Genomic DNA, 22,485 nt, shown 5'->3' with positions numbered 1-22,485 from the left:
GCATTACAAAGAAAGTTAGTAAATGAAGGATATTATGAAGGGGGATATTATGAGAAAAAAAGTAAGCATTCTTTTGATATTGTTAATGATGGTGGCAAATACCAGTATTGTAGGTGCTATAGGACAAATGGTAAGCCTGTCAGATATAGATAACCATTGGATTAAAGATTACAAGCAGGACTTGTATTTATTACAGCATTTAGGCATATTTCAAGGCTATACCGATGGCACTTTTAAACCAGCTAATCCCATCACAAGAGAAGAATTTACAAAAATCTTAATTGCAGCCCTAGGAGAAGAAATAGAAGTTTATGTTGGAAGTAATAGTTTTCAAGATGTTAAGCCCTCCAATTGGTCCTATCATTATGTTGAGAAGGCAGTAGAAAAGGGAATATTGTTGCCAGAGGAGTATCAATTTATTCTTAAACCTAATACACCTATTACAAGACAAGAAATGGCAACGATGATTATTAGAGCCTTAAATATCCCCCTTGAAGCATTAGAAACGGGAGCTATTAAACAAGGGGTTTTTATAGACGAGGAAGATATTCCAGAGAACTTCAAAATATTTATACATCTGGCTAGTGAAAAGGGGATCATAAACGGGTATCAAACAGCAACGGGGATGGCCTTTAGACCGAACCAAACAGCCACAAGAGCAGAGGCAGCATTAATGTTGGTGAGATTCTTAGACCAAAAAACAGAACTAAAAAAGACAGGTTTTTATGCTATAGATTCATTTAAGCAACTGGAAGTTACAAAACATTTTGATGAAGTGGTCTTCGGATGGAGTGCCCTAGATCAAAATGATACAGGGGAGATTAGTTTTACATTACATAGTAAAGATAGCTTACATAGACTTCCTTCAGCTTACCAAGAAGCCCTTCAGTTTGTTGAAGGAAACCAAGTTGATAGGAAATTGATGCTAACAGATACAAGGACTCAACTAATTTATTCACTTCTGGATGATCAGGATAATCAGAAGAAGCTAATAGAATCAATCATAATAAGTCTGTTGGAATATGAGTTTAGCGGTATTGTTATGGACTTAGAGAATATCCGTAATGGAGATGGGGGATATCGAGATGCTTATACAGATTTTTTAAGAAATCTAAAAATAGCCCTCAGACCCTATAACTTATCACTGGCAGTGGCAGTTCAACCAAGAAATGTAATCGGTTACTATGATGGCTATGACTTTAAGGGTATCGGCGAAATAGCAGATGAGATTATTCTTATGGCCCATGATTACCACGATTCTAGAACAACTAGTTCCTTAACAGATCAAGCTCCCTTCAATAAAGTTCATGAAGCTTTAAAAGACTTATTAGACGAAGGTGTTGAAGCCAACAAGATAATTTTGGGGTTACAAATGGCAGGGGGAACGCAAATAAGAAGAACAGAAGACGGAAATAGAACTTTCTACACTCCAGCCTTTAGCGCTATATACCGTTCTATCTCAGAGCGACAAGGCATTTATGAATTTGACTATAGAACGATGACACCCCAATTCTATTATTTAGATGTAGAAAATAGACATGAGAACTGGATACGATTTGAAAACAAAGCCAGTATTGAAGCTAAGTTGAGGCTAGGAAAATTCTATGGTATTAAAGGTGTATCGGTTTGGCGTATTGGGGAGATACCAGCAGAGATTATAGAGATATTACAGTAATAAAATAGCTATAGAAGTAGTATATGTAAATTGAGTATACTATTAAAAGTATAGTATAATGGAATTAATGGAGTAATTTTTTTAGCACAAATTACATGCTTGGACTTGGTAGAAGTATAGGCGAATAGAAGGGGGCACCTAAAAATGCAAACAAAAGGGAATACAATGGTATGTGTAACACAGCAAAAAACATGTGAAAGATTAATTAAAATTGGAGTAGAGTTAAGGGAAAAGTTTGGGGGAGAATTAATTGTTGTACACGTTGCTCCAGAGGGTTTTAACATTCTCGGAAATTCCCACGAAGGAGAAGCGTTAGAATATTTATTTGATATTTCAAAGTCAGTTGATGCTGAAATGACGGTATTAAGATCATCAAACGTAGAAAAGACCATTGTTAATTACTGTAAAAAGGCCGATATAGAAAGAATTGTGATGGGAGAATCTCAAGAGGTACTTCCAGAAAATAGTATGACATTACGTTTAAGCAAGAAACTAAAGGAGAATATAACCATTACTGTGATACCAACAGAATAAGATGATGGATAAAGAGATTTCTATTTTCTAAATAGAAGTCTCTATCTTTATGAAAAAAGTATAAGTAAAAGGTAGGAGGATCTGAATGGACAAAAGTTATCATCGTAGGAAATGGAGTATATGGGGAATCTTGGTGCTTGCCTTTGTGGCAGTATTTTTTCATCGACTGGCAATGGGTGTGGTAGCAGATGACCTCATTAGAGATTTAAGTTTAACAGGTAAGACCTTAGGTAACCTAACCTCCATGAACTTTTATGCCTATGCATTAATGCAGATACCTGTAGGGATTATGGTTGATACCATTGGGGTAAGAAAAATATGTAGTTGGGGTACACTACTTACAGGAATAGGTAGCATTATGTTTGGCCTTGCCAATAGCCTCTTAGTAGCTTATATTGCAAGGTTTTTGGTGGGGATCGGTACATCGGTTATTATCATTTCCATTTTAAAGGTCCAAAGTATATGGTTTAAACCAGAAAAATATTCTACACTAAGTGGATATACATCCTTCTTTGGGAATTTTGGCGCTTTTTTAGCTACCGTCCCCTTAGCCTATGTTGTGTTAAATATAGGATGGAGAAATAGTTTTCTTCTAATGGGAATCACTTCTGTAATCATATCAATTGCCATTTGGTTTATCGTTAGGGACCATCCTAGTGAATTGGGCTATGATGTCTTGATTAAACCTAAGGGGAATAAAAATATTTGGAAGGGATTAAAGGAAGTTATTACTAACCCCTATACTTGGCCGCCCTTTGCTATTATGTTCTTTATGGTGGGGTCAACAACTGCGATAATTGGACTATGGGGTATGCCCTATTTAATGCATGTATATCACATCAGTAAAACCCAAGCTGCGGGGTATTTATCCTTTGTATCAATAGGCTTTATTATAGGTGCACCAATCGTAGGGAAGGTTTCTGATTATCTGAGGGGAGAAATTAAACGAATTCTAAGCTTTGCAACGATTATTTATCTGTCAATTTGGGGATATATGGCCTTTATGGGAGGACAACCCCCTTTACACCAGATTCCCTTTATATTTTTATTAATTGGATTCAGTACCATCTGTCACATACTAGCCTTTACCAATGTTAAAGAGGTAAATGATGAGAACTTTGCAGGTAGTGCGGCTGCCATTATTAATGTCGGTGAATTTGTTGGCGGTTCATTATTAAGTCTAGGAATGGGCGTAATCTTAGATTTAGGATGGCAAGGGACTACGGTAGATGGAGCTTCAGTTTATTCTGCAAATCAATATCAAATGGTATTTATCATTATGGCTGTAATGGCTCTGGTTAGCTTTTTAGCTACCTTAGCCATGAAGGGAAAAACCACTAGAAGGAATGATTTAAATGGAGAACAAGTTGCCCTATAGGGCATATTCAGAATACCTAAAGGAAAAATATAATGAAAAGGTTTATAAGCTACCTGTTAACCTACCCGTTACTTGTCCTAATCGTGATGGAAAGGTGGGGCGAGGGGGCTGTACCTTTTGTGGTGAGGTGGGTACTGGCTTTGAAACCCTATCAAATGAAATTTCACCAAAAGAACAGTTAGAAAAGAATATGGAATATATCAGGAGAAGATATAAAGCAAATAAATTTATTGCCTATTTTCAAAATTATAGCAATACCTACCTAAGGGTGGAGGAGTTTGAGGCATATTTACGGGAATCTATCATTGAAGACATTGTGGAACTATGTATTTCTACTAGACCCGACTGTATCTCCAAAGAACATTTAACGGTACTAGATCAAATTAAAAAAGAGTTTAATGTAGAAATAAGTATAGAGTTGGGGCTACAAACCGTCAACTATCATTCATTAAAGAAAATCAACAGAGGCCATACTTTAGCAGAATTTATTAGCGCAGTTTTAGAGATTAAGAAATATGGGTTTGAAGTATGCACCCATTTAATTTTAAATCTACCCTACGATAATCAAGATGATGTTATAGAAAATGCCAAAATTCTATCAGCCCTTCAAGTAGACCAGGTAAAGCTCCATGCCTTATATCTAATGGAGGACACCGCTATGGGTAAAATGTATCAAAATAAAGAATTTCAGTTAATACCTGTAGAGGAATATCAAGAACGGGTAATTACCTTTTTAGAATATTTAGACCCTAAAATGGTGGTACAAAGGTTAATCGGAAGAGCACCAGAGGAAAATGCCCTCTTTGTTAATTGGAATATGAGCTGGTGGAAAATTAGAGACGAGATTCATGAAAAGATGTGGGAACGAGGAACATTTCAAGGGAAAAAATATCACTATTTACATGGAAAAGCCTTTAAATAAAAGGATATAAATGAATTTATAGATTTTTCCCAGTAAGAAGGAGATAGACAACTAATGATAATGATCTTAGTTAGATCTATCTCCTTAAAACGTGAATTACTTTATTTAAAGGTGTTCTTCTAACTCATTAAAGGATGGGAAACGACCTGCATCCTTTTTAGAGAAAAGTAACTTGTTATTGGAAGTTACCTCAAAGACACCACCGGTAGATGGAATAAGCATTAGGTTAGCAACCTCATTTTTAAAGGTTTTGAGGATGTTTTCAGCCAAGTCCAAGGCCTTTGGTAAATAACCTCAGCTTGTGCAGTATTTTATTGTAATCGTTTTCATAAATTTTCCCTCCTGTTTTATAAAAATTCAAATATTTTATATCTATTATACCCATATTAAGGGTCTTTAAAAGGAAGAAATATAAGTTTCATCTAAGGAAATTAAGGGTATTAAAGTAAGGGGAAATAAATTAGTATTTCTAAAAAACAAATCGAATGTATTCGATAAACATGGATAAATACTAGGCTGTAGGAGAGAATAAAGATGGGGTTGCCATAGTTCATTAAATTTTAATAATAAAAAAAGATAAAAAAACATTAAAAAAGATTAAAAAATATTTTTTAAATTTTAAAATAACTATTTTATAAGTTTAATTTGTGTTATATAATAAAATTTGAATATAAATACAGAGGAGGATACTAATGAAAACTAAGGTAGGTATTAATGGTTTTGGAAGAATTGGTAAGGCCGTACTAAAGGCATCTCTTGAAAGGGATTTAGGGATAGAAATCGTTGCAATTAATAGTACAAGTGGTCCTGAAAATCACGCTCACATTTTCAAATATGATTCTCTTTATGGAACAATGACACAAGAAGTAAAGGGAACAAAGGATGCCCTAATCATCGGAGACAAAACAATTCAATTTACAGCCCACAGAGACCCAGCTCAAATTCCTTGGGGGGAAATGGGAGTAGAAGTTGTAATTGAATCAACGGGTGTATTCTTAACTAAGGAAGATGCATCTAAACATCTTGTAGGAGGAGCTAAGAAGGTAATTATCTCTGCTCCAGCTAAGTCTGGAGAAGACCTAACAGTTGTTATGGGGGTTAATGAAGGAGAATATAACCCAGCAGAACACCACATTTTATCAAATGCTTCTTGTACAACAAATTGTTTAGCACCTGTAGCGAAAGTATTAGAAGACAACTTTGGAATTGAAACTGGTTTAATGACAACAGTTCATGCCTATACAAACGACCAAAGAATTCTTGATTTACCTCATAAAGATTTAAGAAGAGCTAGAGCTGCTGCAGAATCAATTATACCAACTACCACAGGAGCTGCCAAGGCAGTTGCTAAGGTTATTCCATCCCTTAAAGGAAAGTTAAATGGAATGGCTATGAGAGTTCCAATTCCTGTAGTTTCAGTAGTTGACTTAGTTGTAGAATTAAAGAAGGATGCAACTGTAGAAGAAATCAACCAAAAATTAAAAGAAGCTGCTGAAGGTCCAATGAAGGGAATCTTAGGATACACTGAAGAGCCTTTAGTATCAATTGACTTTAAGAAAGATTCTAGATCATCAATTGTAGATGCACTATCAACAATGATGGTTGGAGAAAAAATGGTTAAAGTAGTTGCATGGTATGACAATGAGTGGGGATACTCAAACCGTATCTTAGATTTAGCAGATTACATAGCTAAAAAATAATAAAAATAATAAAAATAATAAAAATAATATAAAACAATATAAATTAATTCCCAAAAACTGCTGTTAAGATAACCTTGCCAGCAGTTTTTTTATAAAAAAAAGATGTAGTAATTTGTTCTTTCTACCTTTGTTAGTATAAAAGGGAGAAATTTAATAGATATTAATAATGAGGACGATAATCCATTACCCTGTAGGACGATTTAGTGGTATAATAAAAATGTATGAAGTAAAATAACATGTAAAAACTAAGTTTTAATTGGGTAGCGGGGTGATTGAATGCAGTACATAGAATGGAAAAAAGTACTTATACCATACGAACATGCAGTTGAAGAACTAAAGGTTAAATTTAAGAGTATTAGAAATGAACTTACAAAACTTGGAGAATATTCACCCATCGAATTTGTAACAGGGAGAGTCAAGAAGATATCGAGTATTTTAGAAAAAGCTAAGAAATTAGAAATCGATATGAATGAATTTGAAGATAAAATTGAGGATATTGCAGGTATTAGAATTATGTGTCAGTTTGTAGAAGATATCTATACCGTTGTAGACTACATAAGAGAGCGGGATGGACACGACTTAGAAATTCATTCAGAAAAGGACTACATAACCAACTATAAGGAAAGTGGATATAGAAGCTATCATGTTGTCATTAGATATCCCATCCAAACGGCAATGGGGCCAAGAAAAATATTAGTAGAGATTCAAATTAGAACTCTAGCTATGAACTTTTGGGGAACGATTGAACACTCATTAAAATATAAATATAAGCATAACATACCTGAACATATTAATGATCGGTTGAAGAAGGCAGCAGATGCAGCTTTTCAACTAGATCAAGAGATGTCTGAAATTAGGCATGAGATTAGACAGGCACAAAAAATGTTTGAGGTTAAATCTAATACAGTTTCCAACATATTAAGAAATATACAGGTGTTGTATCTATTAGGGAAAGCTAAAGAAGCCTCAGAATTTCAAGAGCGATTTAACCAGCTTTGGGATAAAGGGGATATTCGCTCTTTAAAAAAACTTTCTCAGGAAATAAACTACTATAGCGAAAAATATGAAATGTACGAATAGCTATTAGTATTCTAGATCTCGAACATTGGAAACATAGGAGAAAAGAAAGATGGCGTTATATGCAATAGCAGATTTACATTTGAGTGGTAGTGTAGATAAGCCAATGGATGTGTTCGGTGAACATTGGCTTTTTCACTATGAAAAAATACAAAAGAATTGGCTAGAACAGGTTACAGAAGAAGATACTGTTCTCATTGCTGGAGATATTTCTTGGGCAATGAAAATGGAGGAGGCCATGGTTGATTTAGAATGGATTCATCGATTACCTGGCAGAAAGATCCTCATTAGAGGAAACCACGACTATTGGTGGGCATCCATTAAAAAGTTAAACCAGCTATTTGATAACCTAGACTTTATGCAAAATAACTATTATACCTATGAAGATTATGCCATATGCGGTACGAGAGGTTGGACTTGTCCTAATCCCTTTAAATTTACAGAACAAGACAATAAACTCTACCTAAGGGAAGGACAACGGCTAAGGGCTTCTTTAGATATGGCTCAAAAGGCTGGTTATAGCAAATTAATTGTTATGCTCCATTACCCACCAACAAATGATCACTTTGAACCCTCCCTTTTTACAGAAATTTTAGAGGAGTTTCGAGTGGAAAAGGTAGTATATGGTCACTTACATGGGGAAGACTCCTATAAGGCAGGGATAACTGGTCTTCATAATAATGTTGAATATCATTTGGTTTCCTGCGATTATTTAGATTTTGACTTAATGAAATTAATATAATAATAAAATAAACATAATTGAGGAAATGGCATAAGACCATAACGTGAATTTATATTAAAATTTGTGCAAAATTAAAAACGATCTTTCCTCAATTAACAAAACAAAGGAATGGAATAGAAGATGAAAAAACAAAACATAATGAAGTTAAAGCTTTTCTTAACAGGCTTAGAAGAAAGGTTAAAGGAAAATTATCTACTTTTTGAAAACCTTGATATTACTTGTACCTCTGGGACGAAAAAGTTTAAAGGAAAAGGGTCTCCTAAGGATGAAGGGATAAACTTTAATTTTAATGGTGTTACAAAGATACTAAAACCTCAAGAAATTACTGACCAGCTGTGTGATATTGCAGAGCAATATGATGCAGTGGAAATTAGATATGTAGAGCGGGGAACAACCATTGTTATTGAAGGTGATCATAAAAATGTAAAAATAAAATATGAGGACAAAGAGATTAAAGAGCCCCTAGAGAAGGTAACAACTTCTCAAATTGGTAACAGGGACTACTTAATCAAAGTAGGCAGAGCAAATCCTTTACTTAAGGAAATTGGTATTTTAAGTAAAGAAGGTAAAGTTAAAAATGATATGATTCGTAAGTACAACCAAATTGATCATTTTGTCGAGCTAATCGAGGACCTATTAAAGGGGTTAGAAGATGTTGAAGAAATTAATATATTAGATTGTGGTTGTGGAAAGTCATATTTAAGCTTTGTCCTAAACTATTATTTAACGGAAGTTTTAAAGAAAAAGTGTCATTTTATTGGGTTAGACTACTCAGAGGGAGTAATCGAATCTTCAAAGAAGATGGCAGAGAATTTAAAATATCGAAATATGTCCTTCTTTAAAGAAGATATTAAAAATTATATTCCAGACAGAGATATTCACTTAGTGATCAGTCTTCATGCCTGCGACACTGCTACAGATATGGCATTGGCCTTAGGTGTAAGATGTAACGCACGAGCAATTGTTTCTGTACCTTGTTGCCAAAAAGAAGTTTTAAGCCAATATCAGTATGAGCCACTACAACCAATATTAAAGCACGGTATTTTAAAGGCTAGAATGGCTGATGTTTTAACAGATGGGTTAAGGGCATTATTATTAGAGGCGAAGGGATATAAGGTATCAGTTGTTGAATATATTTCACCTTTAGAAACGCCTAAAAACCTACTATTGCGGGCAGAAAAGGTAAGTTATGGTAATAAGCAGGCAATGGAGCAATACCAAGAATTAAAAAAGGTACTAAAGGTTAACCCTACCTTTGAAAAGTTAATCTATTAATAGAGAAAAGTAATATTAATAGAGAAAAGTAATATTAATAGAGAAAAGTAATATTAATAGAGAAAAGTAATATTATTAATAGAGAAAAGATCAAAAATGACACAATTATATTAAAGCCCTTTAGAAGACTTTCTTAACAGAAGGACCTTCTAAAGGGCTTTGTATTACATTTTATAAGATTCTGCTTGTTGGTGGATTTTTCTTATAAAAAAGATGCTAGTACTGATTATTAATAAACTATTAATAAAATGAGGATAGTATAGGTGGCTATTGAGCTGAAGAGTAATAGCGACCCCAACAGAATATCCTATTAATAGCAGAAAATGTAATATACCTATAATAAAACCTTGTTTTGAAGGAGTAACATGTAATGAAAGTCCCCCAAGGATACTAGGTAATAATATCCCCAGTGAGAGTCCCCATAAGATCATGGGAACAAAGAGTAGGGTAGATTCTTTAATGAGGGGTAGTAAGCCTAGACCAAAGGCCATAAGGAGTAGCCCCATTAAGATACTTTTCATATCACCTAAATGTTGACCAATACCACCTAATTTGGTTAAAAAAGTTAAGGTTAAACTAATTAATAGAACTCCTAAGAGATTCAACTGAGAAGATTCAATAGAATAAATCTCTGTCTTAAGTATTAGTAGAGATAGAGTTGCAAAAGTATAACCACAGACTAGCACAGCTATATAATAATAATACAGCGTTGGGGTTGATAAGATTTCTGTAACTTTGTTATAGGTAATTGTCGATACCCGTTTATTTAACTCTGATAAATAATCCATTAAAAGTAGACAGAGGACCCCAATAAAAAAGTAGGAAAACATCAAAACAAATAATACCCAGTGGAAGGCTGCCATGGGGGTAATAGCTTGATGAAGGGGTAATACAAACAGGGCAAACAGTGGTACAGGAACAAAAAACTTACAAAGACTTAAAAAGTTTTCCTTCTCTACTAAATTACAAAGCCAGCTGACCACTGTAGTCAAAATAGTTGAAAGTAGAAGGCCATGAATAGCCCTAAAGTATAAGTAAATTTTGGGGGAAGGGTTAAGTAAATAACCTCCTTGGATGACGCCTATTAAACACAATGCTAAAGCAATAATAGAGATATGGGAGTAATAGTGCATTAGAAAACCAGTCACCATACTTCCAATAATAAAGGCAAATATATATAGCCAGAAACTTATATGTTGATAATCTGCTAGTTGAGACAAGAAATCAACTGATCCTATTGCCAGAATGATTACTAATAAAGTTTTCTGCAATGTTCTCATAAAATTACCTCCAAGTACATAGGATTTATTAGTAAGGATTGCCTAATTTTCGTAAATAATTCTATTTTATGAAGATAATTGAGAAAAATGCAAAGAAAAAGCAAAGAAAAAGCAAAGAAAAAACCCCCGAATTTTCGGAGGCTTATAATATTTTATCATTAAATGATATCTATATGATAATGTATTTCTACTTCTTTATAACGTATTACTACTTCCTAACACATTTGCAATTTTATGTTGTACCATTTCTTTAATAGCTTTTCTTCCTACACCAAGATATGATCTAGGATCAAAGTTCTTAGGATCTTCTGCAAGGGACTTTCTAATGGCAGCTGTCATAGCAAGTCTTAGGTCTGTATCAATATTAATTTTACAAACCCCTAACAAAGCAGCTCTTCTTAACATCTCTTCTGGCACACCTTGAGCTCCAGGGATATTTCCGCCATATTCATTACAAAGCTTAACGAAATCTGGCATAACAGTTGAAGCACCGTGCAATACTAATGGGAAATTAGGTAATAGTTTAGTGATAGTCTCTAGTCTCTCGAAATCTAAGTTAGGCTCTCCTTTAAACTTATAGGCACCATGGCTAGTACCAATAGCTATAGCTAATGAATCTACACCTGTTTTTTCAACAAATTCAGCAGCTTCTTCTGGATTAGTAAAAGTTGCATCCTTTTCACTTACATTAACGGCGTCTTCAATACCAGCTAATCTTCCTAATTCAGCTTCAACAACGACTCCCTTGCTGTGGGCATACTCAACAACTTTTTTAGTAATTGCAATGTTTTCTTCAAAAGGATGGTGGGACGCATCAATCATAACAGAAGTAAATCCATCATCAATACATTGTTTACAAAGTTCAAAGCTGTCGCCATGATCAAGGTGTAGTACAATTGGTAAATTAGAGTCAATTATGGCGGCTTCAACAAGCTTTTTTAGGTAATTTGGGTTAGCATATTTACGAGCTCCTGCAGATACTTGCAGAATTAATGGAGAAGACTCTTCCTTAGCAGCGTCAACAATCCCTTGAATAATTTCCATATTGTTTACATTAAAAGCTCCAATAGCATATTTACCTTCATAGGCTTTTTGAAATATTTCTTTACTGGTAACCAATGGCATTGTAATTCCTCCTAAAATTAATTTTATATATGACACATAGCAAAATACTAGAATAGGGGTTTTGTGATATCCTACTCCCTTGATAATTAATATTAAGTATGACACTTTATGTATTTATTTATATCATATAGATTTTACCACTATCTAGTTTAGTTTTCAACAAGTATCATCATTTTAAACTAAAAAATTTCCTGAAATAATTATACTTTTATCAAACTAAGACTATGAATTTTATTAAAAATGAAGTAGAATAATAGAGAGAAGGTTTCCATAAATATTATAATTTTAATTGCACAAACTACTCACAATTTAGTATATCAATATTATTAAAGAATTTATAGGGGAATAGGGGTGATGGAAGATGAAAGTAAAAGCACACATACCCAATATGTTTACTTACTTTAATTTAACACTTGGCATCTTAGCAATTATAAGTATACTAGGGGAGGCATACTCACTTTCCGCCTCATTAATATTACTAGCAGCCTTTATGGATCGTTTTGACGGAAAATTAGCTAGAAAATTAGATGTTGAAAGCGAATTTGGAAAAGAACTAGACTCATTATGTGATCTTATTTCTTTTGGTGTAGCACCAGCTATTTTAATTTGGAGTTTTCAATTGGCACATGTTGGTGTTTTTGGAATGGTTATCATAATTCTTTTTGCTCTTTGTGGAGCATACCGATTGGCAAAATTCAACATAGTTGAGTTTGAAGGGGTTTATATGGGGATACCAATTACATTAAGTGGTGGAATTGTTGCACTAATGACACTATACTCAACAAAATATCCCACCAACATATACTTTATTGTGATTATGATGTTATTCCTTTCCTACTCTATGATTAGTAAAAGAATTAAACTTAAGAAGCGTTAATAAATAAAACCAATAATACAGAGGCTCCTAATGGGGCCTTATTTTCTTTTGTTTTATTATTTGAAGTAAAATCTTCTACATTGTATAATAATAAAGATAAAGTTGGAACAGTAAAGGGTGTTTAAATTGAGATACGTACCAAGGGAAAATATCTTCCAAAAGTTTTTTAAGGCAAGAGAAAGCCTAATAGAACAATTTCAGAAGGGAGATCTTTCAAAAAAAGAATATATCGAAGAAGGCTTTTATGATATCCAGAGGCTAGAAATTAAGCCATTTAAAATTGTAGACAGTTTTGAAAAGGCCATATTTAATTATCAGTACTACAACACAATGGCTAAATACTACTATCTACAGTCTAATCAGATTAAAAAATATGGTAAGCATATGGAAAAGTATAAAGAATATCTACAAAAGGTAGATGATTTTTATTATAAAAAAGATCGTTCTACCATGAAGGCTATTGAATTGCTAGATTTTTATGGAGTAGAAGCCTATTATATTCAGGTTTCTTCAACTTATCTAAAAAAGAAGTTATTTGAGATTATATTCTTAGATCATAAAGATGTAATCCTCCATTCCACCAGTCAGTGGTTATTAGAAAGACTTCAAAGGGAAGGACTTTTTAAGGAGGGTGTAAGGAAATCTTTAATCGCAAATTATGTAAATGAGAAATACTAATAAAATAAGTTTAGAAAAAAAGGAGGAGTTTAAAATGCCTCAAGTTAAAGTAAGAGGGATTTCACCAGAAAAGCTTTGTGAATTAAGTAAGGGGTTAATTGATGAACTAGTTGAAGTAGTAAAATGTCCAAGGGACTATTTTGAGCTAGAATACATACAGTCCATAGCCATTCGTGAAGGGAACATAGAACCAGCTTATCCCTTTATTGAAGTAGCATGGTTTGATCGTGGACAAGAAGTACAGGATGAAGTGGCAAAAATTATAACAAAACATGTTCAGTCCATTGGAATTACATCCCTTGATCTTGCCTTTACTACCTTTGAAAAAAGAAATTACTATGAAAATGGTATACATTTTTAGGAATCGAGGGAAATAGATGGCTAAAACGTTAAGATTAGATAAAATATTGTCCCATATGGGGTATGGAAGTCGTAAAGAAATTACAAGGTTGTGTAAGGCAGGCATCATAACTGTAGATGGGAAAGTTGTTAAAAGTAGTAGTCAACATATAGACCCAGTAGCTTCTATAATTAAAGTGGGAGAAGAAGAAGTTAATTATAGGGAGTTTGTCTATATATTGATGAATAAACCAGCCGGGGTAATCTCTGCCACAGAAGATAGCAGACATCAGACAGTGGTGGATCTTTTAGATGTAGAATATAGAAGTTTTGATGTTTTCCCTGTAGGTAGATTAGATATTGATACAGAAGGTTTTCTACTATTAACAAATGATGGGCAACTGGCCCATAGGTTATTAGCCCCAAAAAAACATGTGCCAAAAACCTACTATGCCCATGTAGAGGGGAATGTTACAGAAGAAGATGTTATTGCCTTTAAAGGGGGAGTTACCCTTGATGATGGCTATCAAACAAAGCCAGGTGAGTTGACAATACTAAAATCTGATGCCATATCGGAAATTGAACTCACCATTTATGAGGGAAAGTTTCATCAGGTAAAGCGAATGTTTGAAGCTGTTGGGAAGAAGGTAATCTACTTAAAGCGAATTGCTATGGGGAGCTTAAAGTTAGATGAAGACTTAGAATTAGGGGAATATCGTGAAATGACCCCAGAAGAATTAGAAGAATTGACAAAATTAGATTCATAGAAAATAGCTTAGACTTGGGAGTGAAATAACTAGTGAAGAAAAAAGATATTGTTGAATTTACAATAGATCATACAGAGTTTGGAGGTAAAGCTTCTGGAACTGTTGATGGTATAAGGATAAAGGTAAAGCATGGAATTAAAGGACAAAAAGTTAAGGCATATATCAAAAAAATTAAAAAGAAACAAGCAGAGGGTAAAATAATGGAGGTTTTGGAGCGATCTCCTTTAGAAAAGGAAGACACCTGCCGTCATTTTGGTGCCTGTGGTGGTTGCTTTCAACAATCCTTATCCTATGAAGATCAACTAAAGGAAAAAGAAGAGCAAGTGAAGGCTTTATTTGATGAAGTAAATCTTTCAAATGTAGCATGGTTACCTATCGAAGGTAGTCCTAATATCTTTAATTATCGTAATAAGATGGAGTTTTCCTTTGGTGATGAAGAAAAGGGCGGCAAAATGGCCCTAGGGATGCATAAACGTGGTAGACATCATGATATTGTAACAGTGGATGAATGTATGATTATGGACGAAGACTTTAGATTGGTATTAAAAACAATTTTAGAATACTTTAAGGAAAAGGGTGTACCCCTTTATCACAGTATGAGACATGTTGGATACCTGAGACATCTTGTTGTTAGAAAAGCCTTTTATACAGGTGAGATTTTAATTAACCTCGTTACCACAACTCAACACCAATTAGATATAAGTGATTTGGTGGAGGAACTGAAGTCGGCAAACTTTAAAGGAACCTTAGTCGGGTTTTTACATACCTTTAATGATAACCTTGCAGATACAGTACAAAGTGACAAAACAGATATCTTATTTGGAAGGGACTATGTTATTGAAAACCTTCTGGGGCTTCAATTTAAGATTTCAGCCTTTTCTTTTTTCCAAACCAACACAGTAGCAGCAGAAAGACTTTATGAAATTGTAAGGGATTTTGTTGGAGAAGCAAAAGATCAAGTGGTATTTGATCTATATTGTGGAACTGGTACAATTGGTCAAGTAGTGGCTCAAAGGGCTGATAAGGTAATTGGAATTGAGATTATTGAAGATGCCGTTGAAGCAGCTAAGGAAAATGCTAAGTTAAATGGATTAGATAACTGTAAATTTATAGCGGGGGATGTAAGGCTGAAGGTTAAGGAACTAAAGGAAGACCCTGATATCATTATTTTGGACCCACCAAGGGCAGGAATCCACCCTCAAGCCCTACAGGATGTTATCGGTTTTGGCGCTAAGAAGATCGTTTATGTTTCTTGTAATCCTAAGTCTTTAGCTGTAGACCTAGTAGAGTTAAAAAAGGCTGGCTATCAAATTGAGAAGGCCAAGTGTATGGATATGTTTCCTCATACGCCTCATGTGGAGTGTGTTGTCTTGATAACAAAAAAGTGAAGCCTGAGAAGGTCATGAAAATACTGAGTTTCATAAAATGAAAGTAAATCTGTCTACGCGACTTAGCCCTTGATGTGTGTCTGTGAGAACATATCGAGGGTATTTTCTATGCAAATTGGACCTAAATTAAGTAGGGTTGAGTTGACAGGTTAGATGTCACTTTGTTGTTTGTTACTAAGGTTAAGGTGATAAGATAGATGTTAATTTTTATGCTGTGGTGAGATTAAGAAATGATGAAAATAGATTTACGTTGACAATTGTACTTATTATTGCTATTCTATTCATAGAATAGTATTTCGGAGGAACAAATAATGATTCTGTGGAAATCAGTACTCAAAGTAGACTCAACGGATTGGCTATGGGATATAGTGACTGGGTTAAATATTTAAGACGGCTACATGTGTATGTTAGGAGGAATGCGTAGTGACTCAAATCGAAATGGTTCTATTGGGATTGTTGTACGAAGAAGATCGTTACGGGTATGAAATTGAAGCGGTTATTGAAGAACGCAAGATGAGAAACTGGACTAAAATCGGCTTTTCTTCTATATATAATTCTTTAAATAACCTTGAAAAAAAGGGATGGATTGGTTCGAGATATGAAGAGGAGTATGGTTCTCCAGCCCGAAAAGTGTATTTTGTAAATGATATTTTTCGGGATACTGTACGAGAAACCATTAAGAAGGTTCTCCAAACTCCCCAACGTGTGTACAGTGAGTTTTCCATAGGGTTAGCTTTTTCACATTTTTTAACTAAGGAAGAGGTATATGAATGCCTTATTGAATACCGAGCTAACCTTGAAAATAGGAGACAGGCTATCATGAAAAGTTATGCAGAACAATCGATGGTACATAATATCATTCATGTAAAGGCATTATTTACCCATCCTCTTAGACTGCTTGAGGCTGAGGTTGAATGGATAAATGATTTACTAGAGGAAATAAAGGAGGAAAAAAATGATTATTGAAAATTTTAATCCCTTTTACGGAAAACATTGTGAAACAACGACGGTTGGTAATCTGCTACGAAACTGTGGACTAGAGCTTTCTGAGCCATTGATATTTGGAGTTGGAGAAGGGCTTAGTTTCATTTATTGGGATAGCAAGCAAATGGAATTCCCATTCTTAGGAGGAAGATGTAAGCCAGATATTTTAACAGAAAATATAGTGAAAAATCTAAATTTAAGTATTGAGTTGTATCAAACATCATCAAGATCTAAGGCTTGGGATAATGTGAAATCAAAAATTGACAATAACATTCCAGTAGGTTTGAAATTGGATTGTTACCATCTTGAATATTTTACACAAAAAATACATTTTGCTGGACATTATGTAACTATTTATGGGTATGATAATGATTTTGCATATTTAATAGATACTGATCAGCAAGGATCAGATGTTAAAACAAGTCTAGTGAGTTTAGCAGATGCAAGAAGTGAAAAGGGTCCAATGTCTTCCAAAAACAGATCATTTACTATAATAAGGAGAAATGATCCACCAAATTTAAAAGATGTAATTATATCGGCGATAAATCATAATGCATATGAATACTTAAATCCTCCGATTCAAAATATATCTTTCAAAGGAATAAGGAAAACAGCTAAGGTTATTGGAAATTGGTTTGAAAGACCAGGTATGACACCAGAGTTAATTATTCAAGCAGGTACACTAATGGAGAGGGCTGGTACTGGAGGGGGCTTATTTAGAAATATGTACAGAGATTTCCTAGGTGAATGCAATGACCTATATCCTGACCTAAATCTTAAAAATCCAAATGAGAAATTTTGTACAATTGCTGATATGTGGACAGAGGTGTCTAACTTAATTTGTAAAGCTGGAGAAAATTCAAACGAGCAATATCTTAAAGAAGCTTCCCTAATATTGCTTGAGATTGCTTCTTTGGAAGAAGAAGCAATGAAGATACTTTTTGAGAAAACATCTATTTTTCACAAGTAAATAATAGAGAGTAGATATGTTTCTTCTTACCTCGATTTTGCATAAAACAGCGAAAATTCTATTGATATGTTTCCACATACGTCGGGTGAAAAATCGGCCTAAGATATCAAGGCCATCAACTCGGGCCATGTTGAGTCGATAGCGTTGCTAACTAGGGTTAAAATAAATACGATGTTTTAGGTAGTAAAAGACCTCTAGGCAAAAATGAATGCCTAGAGGTTTGATTTTTTTACAGTTTATACTCCACATAAGTTATTGTCATAAAAGTCAATAACTTATTAACTTATTGCCAGGCACCGGACTCATAGAAGGTTACGGTCTTTGATGATAAAGTGATTGTTGCGTTCAAGTCAGGAGTTGAGCTTGACGTTGAAATATAAGATGTTGAGTTGATTGCCAACCGAGGGAACCATACCTTGGTTGCAATTTTATTTATACAAATTTATGAACAAATTGATATGAAGAGTATTCTTACCTACGACTATTTGTAAGCTGATTTTTTTTATAGTTTCATACTAATTTCAACCAAATAATATTATATATATTTTGGTTATCCACTTAAATAGTTGTCCAGCTATTGAGGATAAAAAATTATTCCAAAATTTTATAACCCGCAAAAAGTGTTTCAAGACCCCGCATAAACTGTTCGTCATTGCTCAACGGCTTATAATCCTCTCCAAATACAGTGATAAAAGGGTTGGCGTCATCCCATCTTTCGCTGACCATTGTAGTCTCATCCGACACAAAAGATAAAATATAATTATAAAACAGTCGTGCGGCAATGATGCAATTTTCTTTTTTTACGCCTAAGTTTATAAAACACAATAAATCGTTTTTAACAAGCTCGATGCGAGTAGGAGTAAGAGGTGGAGAGGCTGTAATTATCTTCACAGAATCCTGCACTTTTAACAATTCTCGCCTGAATAGTTCGGCTTGCTCAATAAGATACCGTTTTGGATCTACTAAACCACATGATGGCTTTGTATTGTTACATATCCTTTCGGCAATCGCGTCATAGAGTGATTGTTTATCTTTAAAATGATTATAGAGGGAAGCGGCTTTTATGCCAAGCTTATCCGCTATTGCGCGCATCGTCAATCCATCAAGATATTGGCAGTCTGGCAGCAATTGTTACAAGTTTGCAGTTACCACTTACACTGCTTTCTGGTGTGCTTCTACCCTTGTCCCTCGGACCGAAATGGCTTCAAACCATTGCGCACGTCAATCCGCTATATTATACAGTAGAAGCGTCAAGGGTTCTAGCTGATGGGTTGATTAACAGCACGGAAACTATTATCGCCTTCGGCGTGATAATTCCGCTGACAGTTATTGTGCTTTGGTGGTCGACGCGGGTTTATAAAAAAGTAGTGGCGTAACCCTTCTCTGTTGAAGACCATTTATAGTGCGGTATTGTCCTATGCAGATTATTTTAACGGCGGTCTGTGAAAGGCCGCCGCTATTTTCTTTAAAAATTATAAAATTCTTTTTGGGGTAGCGATCGCTAAAAGCATTTTGCTTAAAATTGAGGAAACGAAATAGTAACCTTAAGTGAACATATATAATTTTTCCTTAACTTACACAACCATTATGGTGCATTCTATTCGAGCAGTTTATGGTGACAGATTTCTTTTTTTAAATAAGAGTAAATAATAGCTGATAGTACATTTTCACACATATCCCATTAATAACGAATTTTATTAATTGATGCTTGAATAGATATGTTCCCTCCTACCGATATTGTAAAATATACCGTGGATATATTCCCTTTTACTGATAGTTCTAATGACATTCATTCTATCCTCTCAATCCATGTTCCAAGCAGTAGTGTTGATAGAGCGGACTTAGAGCATTTTATATGTTCCCTCAGACTTGGTTTAAGGAATTATGATTTAAGGGGGGAAGAAATTTCGCAGAATAAGTATCCTGGAAAAGTTAGTAGTTGGTGTCGAAAGAATTATCTGTAATTTAAAAGCAGGACCTTTGCAAGAAGGAATGTAAACTCCATAAGGATAGGATCTATACTAGGATTTCAACAAAGTACATATAGATATAGATTACAGTTCGTTAAAATAATGGTTAAAACAATTCAAAAGTGAGCCATTGACATGAAATATTTGCAATGCTATAATCTAGTTAAAATTACTCGGAGGTGATTAGCTAAAATGATCAAATAATCTTATCCATTATAAAACAATTAAAGTATTTTTGGTAAAGTTAGAACATCTTTATTTATATACAAGATGGCTTCTTGAGTTACCGAAAACTGCTAAAAGTTTTTGGATAGGGTTATGATAGTGTCGTTTTAGTTATACTCATAAAGAAATTATTAGTTGTTTTTGTTTGAAACACCTTTCTTTGTGATAACCTAATTTATATTGTGATACTTATAAACCTTCCAAAGCTTTTGCTAGGAAGTTTTTTTGTTTTTGTATAAATACTTTAAAGGAGTGATTAATATATGATGAATGTAAAAATTAAAGAATACAGTTTGATATCAGCTAAATCAGGACCTTATGGAATGACTTTAGGCCCTGATCAAGAGGTATGGTTTACAGAAAATCAAGGGAATAGGATAGGAAAAATTACAGAGGGTGGAGTAATAACTGAGTACGCAATACCAACTCTAGATGCAGGAGTTTCAATAATAGCAGCTGGTGTCGGAAAAGAACTATGGTTTACAGAATACAAGGCTAACAAAATAGGCAAGATTACAATAGAAGGTAAAATTACTGAATATAATCTTCCAACTTCAAATTCAGGTCCCTTTGGGATTGCTTTAGGTTCTGATGGGGCAGTTTGGTTTACAGAGATTACAGGTAATAAAATAGGTAGAATAGATGCTAATGGGAAGATAATCGAATATGATTTGCCTGACAAAGCATCCTTTCCTTCAATGATTGTAGCAGGTCCAGATGGAGCTCTTTGGTTTACAGAAAACCAAGGAAATAAAATAGGAAGGATTTCTACTTCAGGAAAAATAGCTGAATACCCTATACCAACCCCAGCCTCTGGACCAGTAGGAATTACAAAAGGGTCAGATGGTGCCCTCTGGTTTGTAGAGATTAACGGAAATAAGATTGGCAGAATTACACCAGCAGGAGAAATTACGGAATATCCAATACCTACAGAAAATGCTAAGCCACATGCAATTACACCTGGCAAAGATGGAGATCTTTGGTTTACAGAGTGGGGGGCAAATCAAGTTGGACGTATCACACTTTGTGGACAAATTACTGAATATAAGATCCCTACGCCTAATTCAGAACCCCATGGTATTGTACTTGCACAAGACGGAGGGATTTGGTTTGCTGAGGAATCTAATAAAATAGCTCAGTTAATTTATTAGATACAATATTCTTTTCAAATCTTTTCAAATAAAAATAGGAAACAGAATTTAGGGTTGGAAAAAAAGCTTGAAAGGGGCAAGATTATATGAAAGGACCAGATAAGAAAAAACTATACCCAAATAAAAACATCAAAACAGTTTGTTATATAAGTAATTTACCGAAGAGACCCAACGTTGAGATTGGAGAATACACTTATTATAGTGATAATAAAAAGTCTCCTGAGAAATTTTATGATAATATAGAGCATCATTATGAATTTCTTGGAGATAAGCTAATCATAGGTAAATTTTGCGCAATAGCAGAGGGTGTAAAATTCATTATGAATGGAGCAAATCATAGGATGGATGGCATAACAACCTATCCATTTAATATCTTTGGAGGTGGTTGGGAAAAGGTTACTCCAACAATAAAACAGCTGCCTTTCAAGGGAGACACGGTGATTGGTAATGATGTATGGATAGGTCAAAATGCAACCATTATGCCAGGAGTTAAAATAGGTGATGGTGGGATAATTGCTGCTAACTCAACGGTAGTAAAAGATGTCGAGCCATATGCAATATATGGTGGGAATCCAGCTATATTTATCAAGAAACGTTTTAGTGATGAAAAGGTTGAATTCTTGTTAAAGCTAGAGTGGTGGAACTGGGATGAAGAGAAGATATTTAATTATCTTGAAATGTTAACATCTGAAGCAGGATTAGAGGAATTAATGAAAAAATAGGAGGGGCAATCAATGTATATAGAGAAGGTTATTAAAGAGATGAAAGAAATCTTCAAAGAAATTCCTTTTGGAATTGACCATACTTTCAAGGTTTTACAAAATGCAGAAGAGATAATGAAAGGTGAAAATATTGGAGCAGAAGAAAAAGAACTTATCAGTATTGTAGCTATACTACATGATATTGGTGCTGTTGAAGCACAAAAAAAGTATGCTTCAATAGATGGTGCTTATCAAGAAAAAGAAGGACCAGCAGTAGCACGAGGGATACTACAAAAGGTAGGTTATGACAAAAGTATTGATAGAATATGCTTTATAATAGGTAATCATCATACTCCATCAAAAATTGATGGTCTTGATTTCCAAATACAATGGGAAGCAGATTTACTTGAAAATTTGACAATTATGGATATAGAAAAAGAACAGGAAAAGATAAAAAAATGCATAGATGATAATTTTAAAACAGTTATAGGAAAAAAGATAGCTTGCGAACGGTTTATTTTAGGTTAAATTTTTCATATATATTAGCATTATGAGCAGGCAATCAACTGCTCTTTAATTATACAGGAATTGGTATGCATATTTAAATTCTAGTTATATAGAATTTACTGCTGCAATATAGAATTTAGTTTTTCATTTAACTTTCTTTTAAAAAACAAAATATTTTTACTTAATTAGGCGAATGTATGTTCTGGAAATAATAAAATAT

22 protein-coding genes and 1 pseudogene are annotated in these 22,485 nt (G+C 34.1%); 19 read left to right on the top strand and 4 right to left on the bottom strand.

The window, feature by feature from the left end:
• The first annotated feature begins 49 nt into the window (after positions 1 to 49).
• The 4 genes from T335_RS0117895 to T335_RS0117880 all read left to right on the top strand — a co-directional run bounded on the left by T335_RS0117895 (position 50) and on the right by T335_RS0117880 (position 4,509).
• Positions 50 to 1,675, top strand: coding sequence for a glycosyl hydrolase family 18 protein (locus T335_RS0117895; protein WP_026478746.1), 1,626 nt, complete (start codon positions 50 to 52; stop codon positions 1,673 to 1,675).
• Between the two features lie 144 nt (positions 1,676 to 1,819).
• Entirely contained in the window at positions 1,820 to 2,209 is a 390-nt protein-coding gene (locus T335_RS0117890; protein WP_026478745.1) for a universal stress protein, read from the top strand.
• A gap of 85 nt (positions 2,210 to 2,294) precedes the next feature.
• The gene (locus T335_RS21265; protein WP_051569399.1) at positions 2,295 to 3,587 is read left to right on the top strand and encodes an MFS transporter; all 1,293 of its coding nucleotides are present in this window, start codon (positions 2,295 to 2,297) and stop codon (positions 3,585 to 3,587) included.
• On the top strand, positions 3,565 to 4,509 hold the full coding sequence (locus tag T335_RS0117880; protein ID WP_207640694.1) for a TIGR01212 family radical SAM protein: 945 nt from the start codon (positions 3,565 to 3,567) through the stop codon (positions 4,507 to 4,509). Before T335_RS21265 ends, T335_RS0117880 begins: the two co-directional genes overlap by 23 nt.
• A 105-nt stretch (positions 4,510 to 4,614) precedes the next feature.
• Here the strand turns inward: T335_RS0117880 and T335_RS22100 are convergent.
• Positions 4,615 to 4,791, bottom strand: a pseudogene (locus T335_RS22100) (SelT/SelW/SelH family protein); the annotation flags it as partial.
• Positions 4,792 to 5,201: 410 nt separating this feature from the next.
• On the opposite strand from T335_RS22100, the gene gap reads away from it, so the two are divergent.
• The 4 genes from gap to T335_RS0117860 all read left to right on the top strand — a co-directional run bounded on the left by gap (position 5,202) and on the right by T335_RS0117860 (position 9,303).
• Complete coding sequence (gene gap / locus T335_RS0117875) at positions 5,202 to 6,209, top strand: type I glyceraldehyde-3-phosphate dehydrogenase (RefSeq protein WP_026478743.1); 1,008 nt, start codon at positions 5,202 to 5,204, stop codon at positions 6,207 to 6,209.
• A gap of 276 nt (positions 6,210 to 6,485) precedes the next feature.
• Positions 6,486 to 7,289 carry a GTP pyrophosphokinase gene (locus T335_RS0117870; RefSeq protein WP_026478742.1) on the top strand — a complete coding sequence of 268 codons (804 nt, stop codon included), beginning with the start codon at positions 6,486 to 6,488 and terminating at the stop codon, positions 7,287 to 7,289.
• Between the two features lie 49 nt (positions 7,290 to 7,338).
• On the top strand, positions 7,339 to 8,028 hold the full coding sequence (locus tag T335_RS0117865) for a metallophosphoesterase (RefSeq protein ID WP_026478741.1): 690 nt from the start codon (positions 7,339 to 7,341) through the stop codon (positions 8,026 to 8,028).
• A gap of 120 nt (positions 8,029 to 8,148) precedes the next feature.
• Entirely contained in the window at positions 8,149 to 9,303 is a 1,155-nt protein-coding gene (locus T335_RS0117860; protein ID WP_026478740.1) for a class I SAM-dependent methyltransferase, read from the top strand.
• A gap of 164 nt (positions 9,304 to 9,467) precedes the next feature.
• On the opposite strand, the gene T335_RS0117855 is transcribed toward T335_RS0117860, so the two are convergent.
• Positions 9,468 to 10,583: an MFS transporter gene (locus T335_RS0117855; protein ID WP_026478739.1), complete on the bottom strand. Its 1,116-nt coding sequence runs from the start codon at positions 10,581 to 10,583 to the stop codon at positions 9,468 to 9,470.
• A gap of 195 nt (positions 10,584 to 10,778) precedes the next feature.
• On the bottom strand, positions 10,779 to 11,708 hold the full coding sequence (fba, locus tag T335_RS0117850) for a class II fructose-1,6-bisphosphate aldolase (protein ID WP_026478738.1): 930 nt from the start codon (positions 11,706 to 11,708) through the stop codon (positions 10,779 to 10,781).
• Between the two features lie 361 nt (positions 11,709 to 12,069).
• Between fba and pssA the strand changes: the two genes are divergently transcribed.
• The 7 genes from pssA (at position 12,070) to T335_RS0117815 (ending at position 17,711) form a co-directional block, all read left to right on the top strand.
• Complete coding sequence (pssA, locus tag T335_RS0117845) at positions 12,070 to 12,585, top strand: CDP-diacylglycerol--serine O-phosphatidyltransferase (protein ID WP_026478737.1); 516 nt, start codon at positions 12,070 to 12,072, stop codon at positions 12,583 to 12,585.
• Between the two features lie 126 nt (positions 12,586 to 12,711).
• Positions 12,712 to 13,263, top strand: a complete 552-nt coding sequence (locus T335_RS0117840) for a DUF6648 family protein (RefSeq protein ID WP_026478736.1) — start codon at positions 12,712 to 12,714, stop codon at positions 13,261 to 13,263.
• Positions 13,264 to 13,297: 34 nt separating this feature from the next.
• Positions 13,298 to 13,624, top strand: a complete 327-nt coding sequence (locus T335_RS0117835) for a DUF1904 domain-containing protein (protein ID WP_026478735.1) — start codon at positions 13,298 to 13,300, stop codon at positions 13,622 to 13,624.
• A gap of 16 nt (positions 13,625 to 13,640) precedes the next feature.
• The gene (locus T335_RS0117830) at positions 13,641 to 14,369 is read left to right on the top strand and encodes a pseudouridine synthase (RefSeq protein ID WP_026478734.1); all 729 of its coding nucleotides are present in this window, start codon (positions 13,641 to 13,643) and stop codon (positions 14,367 to 14,369) included.
• Positions 14,370 to 14,401: 32 nt separating this feature from the next.
• Positions 14,402 to 15,757, top strand: a complete 1,356-nt coding sequence (gene rlmD / locus T335_RS0117825) for a 23S rRNA (uracil(1939)-C(5))-methyltransferase RlmD (RefSeq protein WP_026478733.1) — start codon at positions 14,402 to 14,404, stop codon at positions 15,755 to 15,757.
• A gap of 423 nt (positions 15,758 to 16,180) precedes the next feature.
• Complete coding sequence (locus T335_RS0117820; RefSeq protein ID WP_026478732.1) at positions 16,181 to 16,723, top strand: PadR family transcriptional regulator; 543 nt, start codon at positions 16,181 to 16,183, stop codon at positions 16,721 to 16,723.
• Entirely contained in the window at positions 16,713 to 17,711 is a 999-nt protein-coding gene (locus T335_RS0117815; RefSeq protein WP_026478731.1) for a BtrH N-terminal domain-containing protein, read from the top strand. Before T335_RS0117820 ends, T335_RS0117815 begins: the two co-directional genes overlap by 11 nt.
• A 591-nt stretch (positions 17,712 to 18,302) precedes the next feature.
• Here T335_RS0117815 and T335_RS21815 read toward each other — a convergent pair.
• Positions 18,303 to 18,803: a TetR/AcrR family transcriptional regulator gene (locus T335_RS21815; RefSeq protein ID WP_026478730.1), complete on the bottom strand. Its 501-nt coding sequence runs from the start codon at positions 18,801 to 18,803 to the stop codon at positions 18,303 to 18,305.
• Between T335_RS21815 and T335_RS23040 the strand changes: the two genes are divergently transcribed.
• The 4 genes from T335_RS23040 to T335_RS0117795 all read left to right on the top strand — a co-directional run bounded on the left by T335_RS23040 (position 18,794) and on the right by T335_RS0117795 (position 22,286).
• Positions 18,794 to 19,087 carry an ABC transporter permease gene (locus T335_RS23040; protein WP_084281475.1) on the top strand — a complete coding sequence of 98 codons (294 nt, stop codon included), beginning with the start codon at positions 18,794 to 18,796 and terminating at the stop codon, positions 19,085 to 19,087. The genes T335_RS21815 and T335_RS23040 overlap by 10 nt on opposite strands.
• A 1,085-nt stretch (positions 19,088 to 20,172) precedes the next feature.
• Positions 20,173 to 21,057, top strand: coding sequence for a Vgb family protein (locus tag T335_RS0117805; protein WP_026478729.1), 885 nt, complete (start codon positions 20,173 to 20,175; stop codon positions 21,055 to 21,057).
• Between the two features lie 86 nt (positions 21,058 to 21,143).
• The gene (locus T335_RS0117800; RefSeq protein ID WP_026478728.1) at positions 21,144 to 21,779 is read left to right on the top strand and encodes a Vat family streptogramin A O-acetyltransferase; all 636 of its coding nucleotides are present in this window, start codon (positions 21,144 to 21,146) and stop codon (positions 21,777 to 21,779) included.
• A 12-nt stretch (positions 21,780 to 21,791) separates the two neighbouring features.
• Entirely contained in the window at positions 21,792 to 22,286 is a 495-nt protein-coding gene (locus T335_RS0117795) for an HD domain-containing protein (protein ID WP_026478727.1), read from the top strand.
• Positions 22,287 to 22,485: the final 199 nt, after the last annotated feature.

Origin of the sequence: Alkaliphilus transvaalensis ATCC 700919 (assembly GCF_000621485.1) — a bacterium.
Taxonomy (GTDB): domain Bacteria; phylum Bacillota; class Clostridia; order Peptostreptococcales; family Natronincolaceae; genus Alkaliphilus; species Alkaliphilus transvaalensis.
This window is presented reverse-complemented; position numbering and strand designations above follow the sequence as displayed.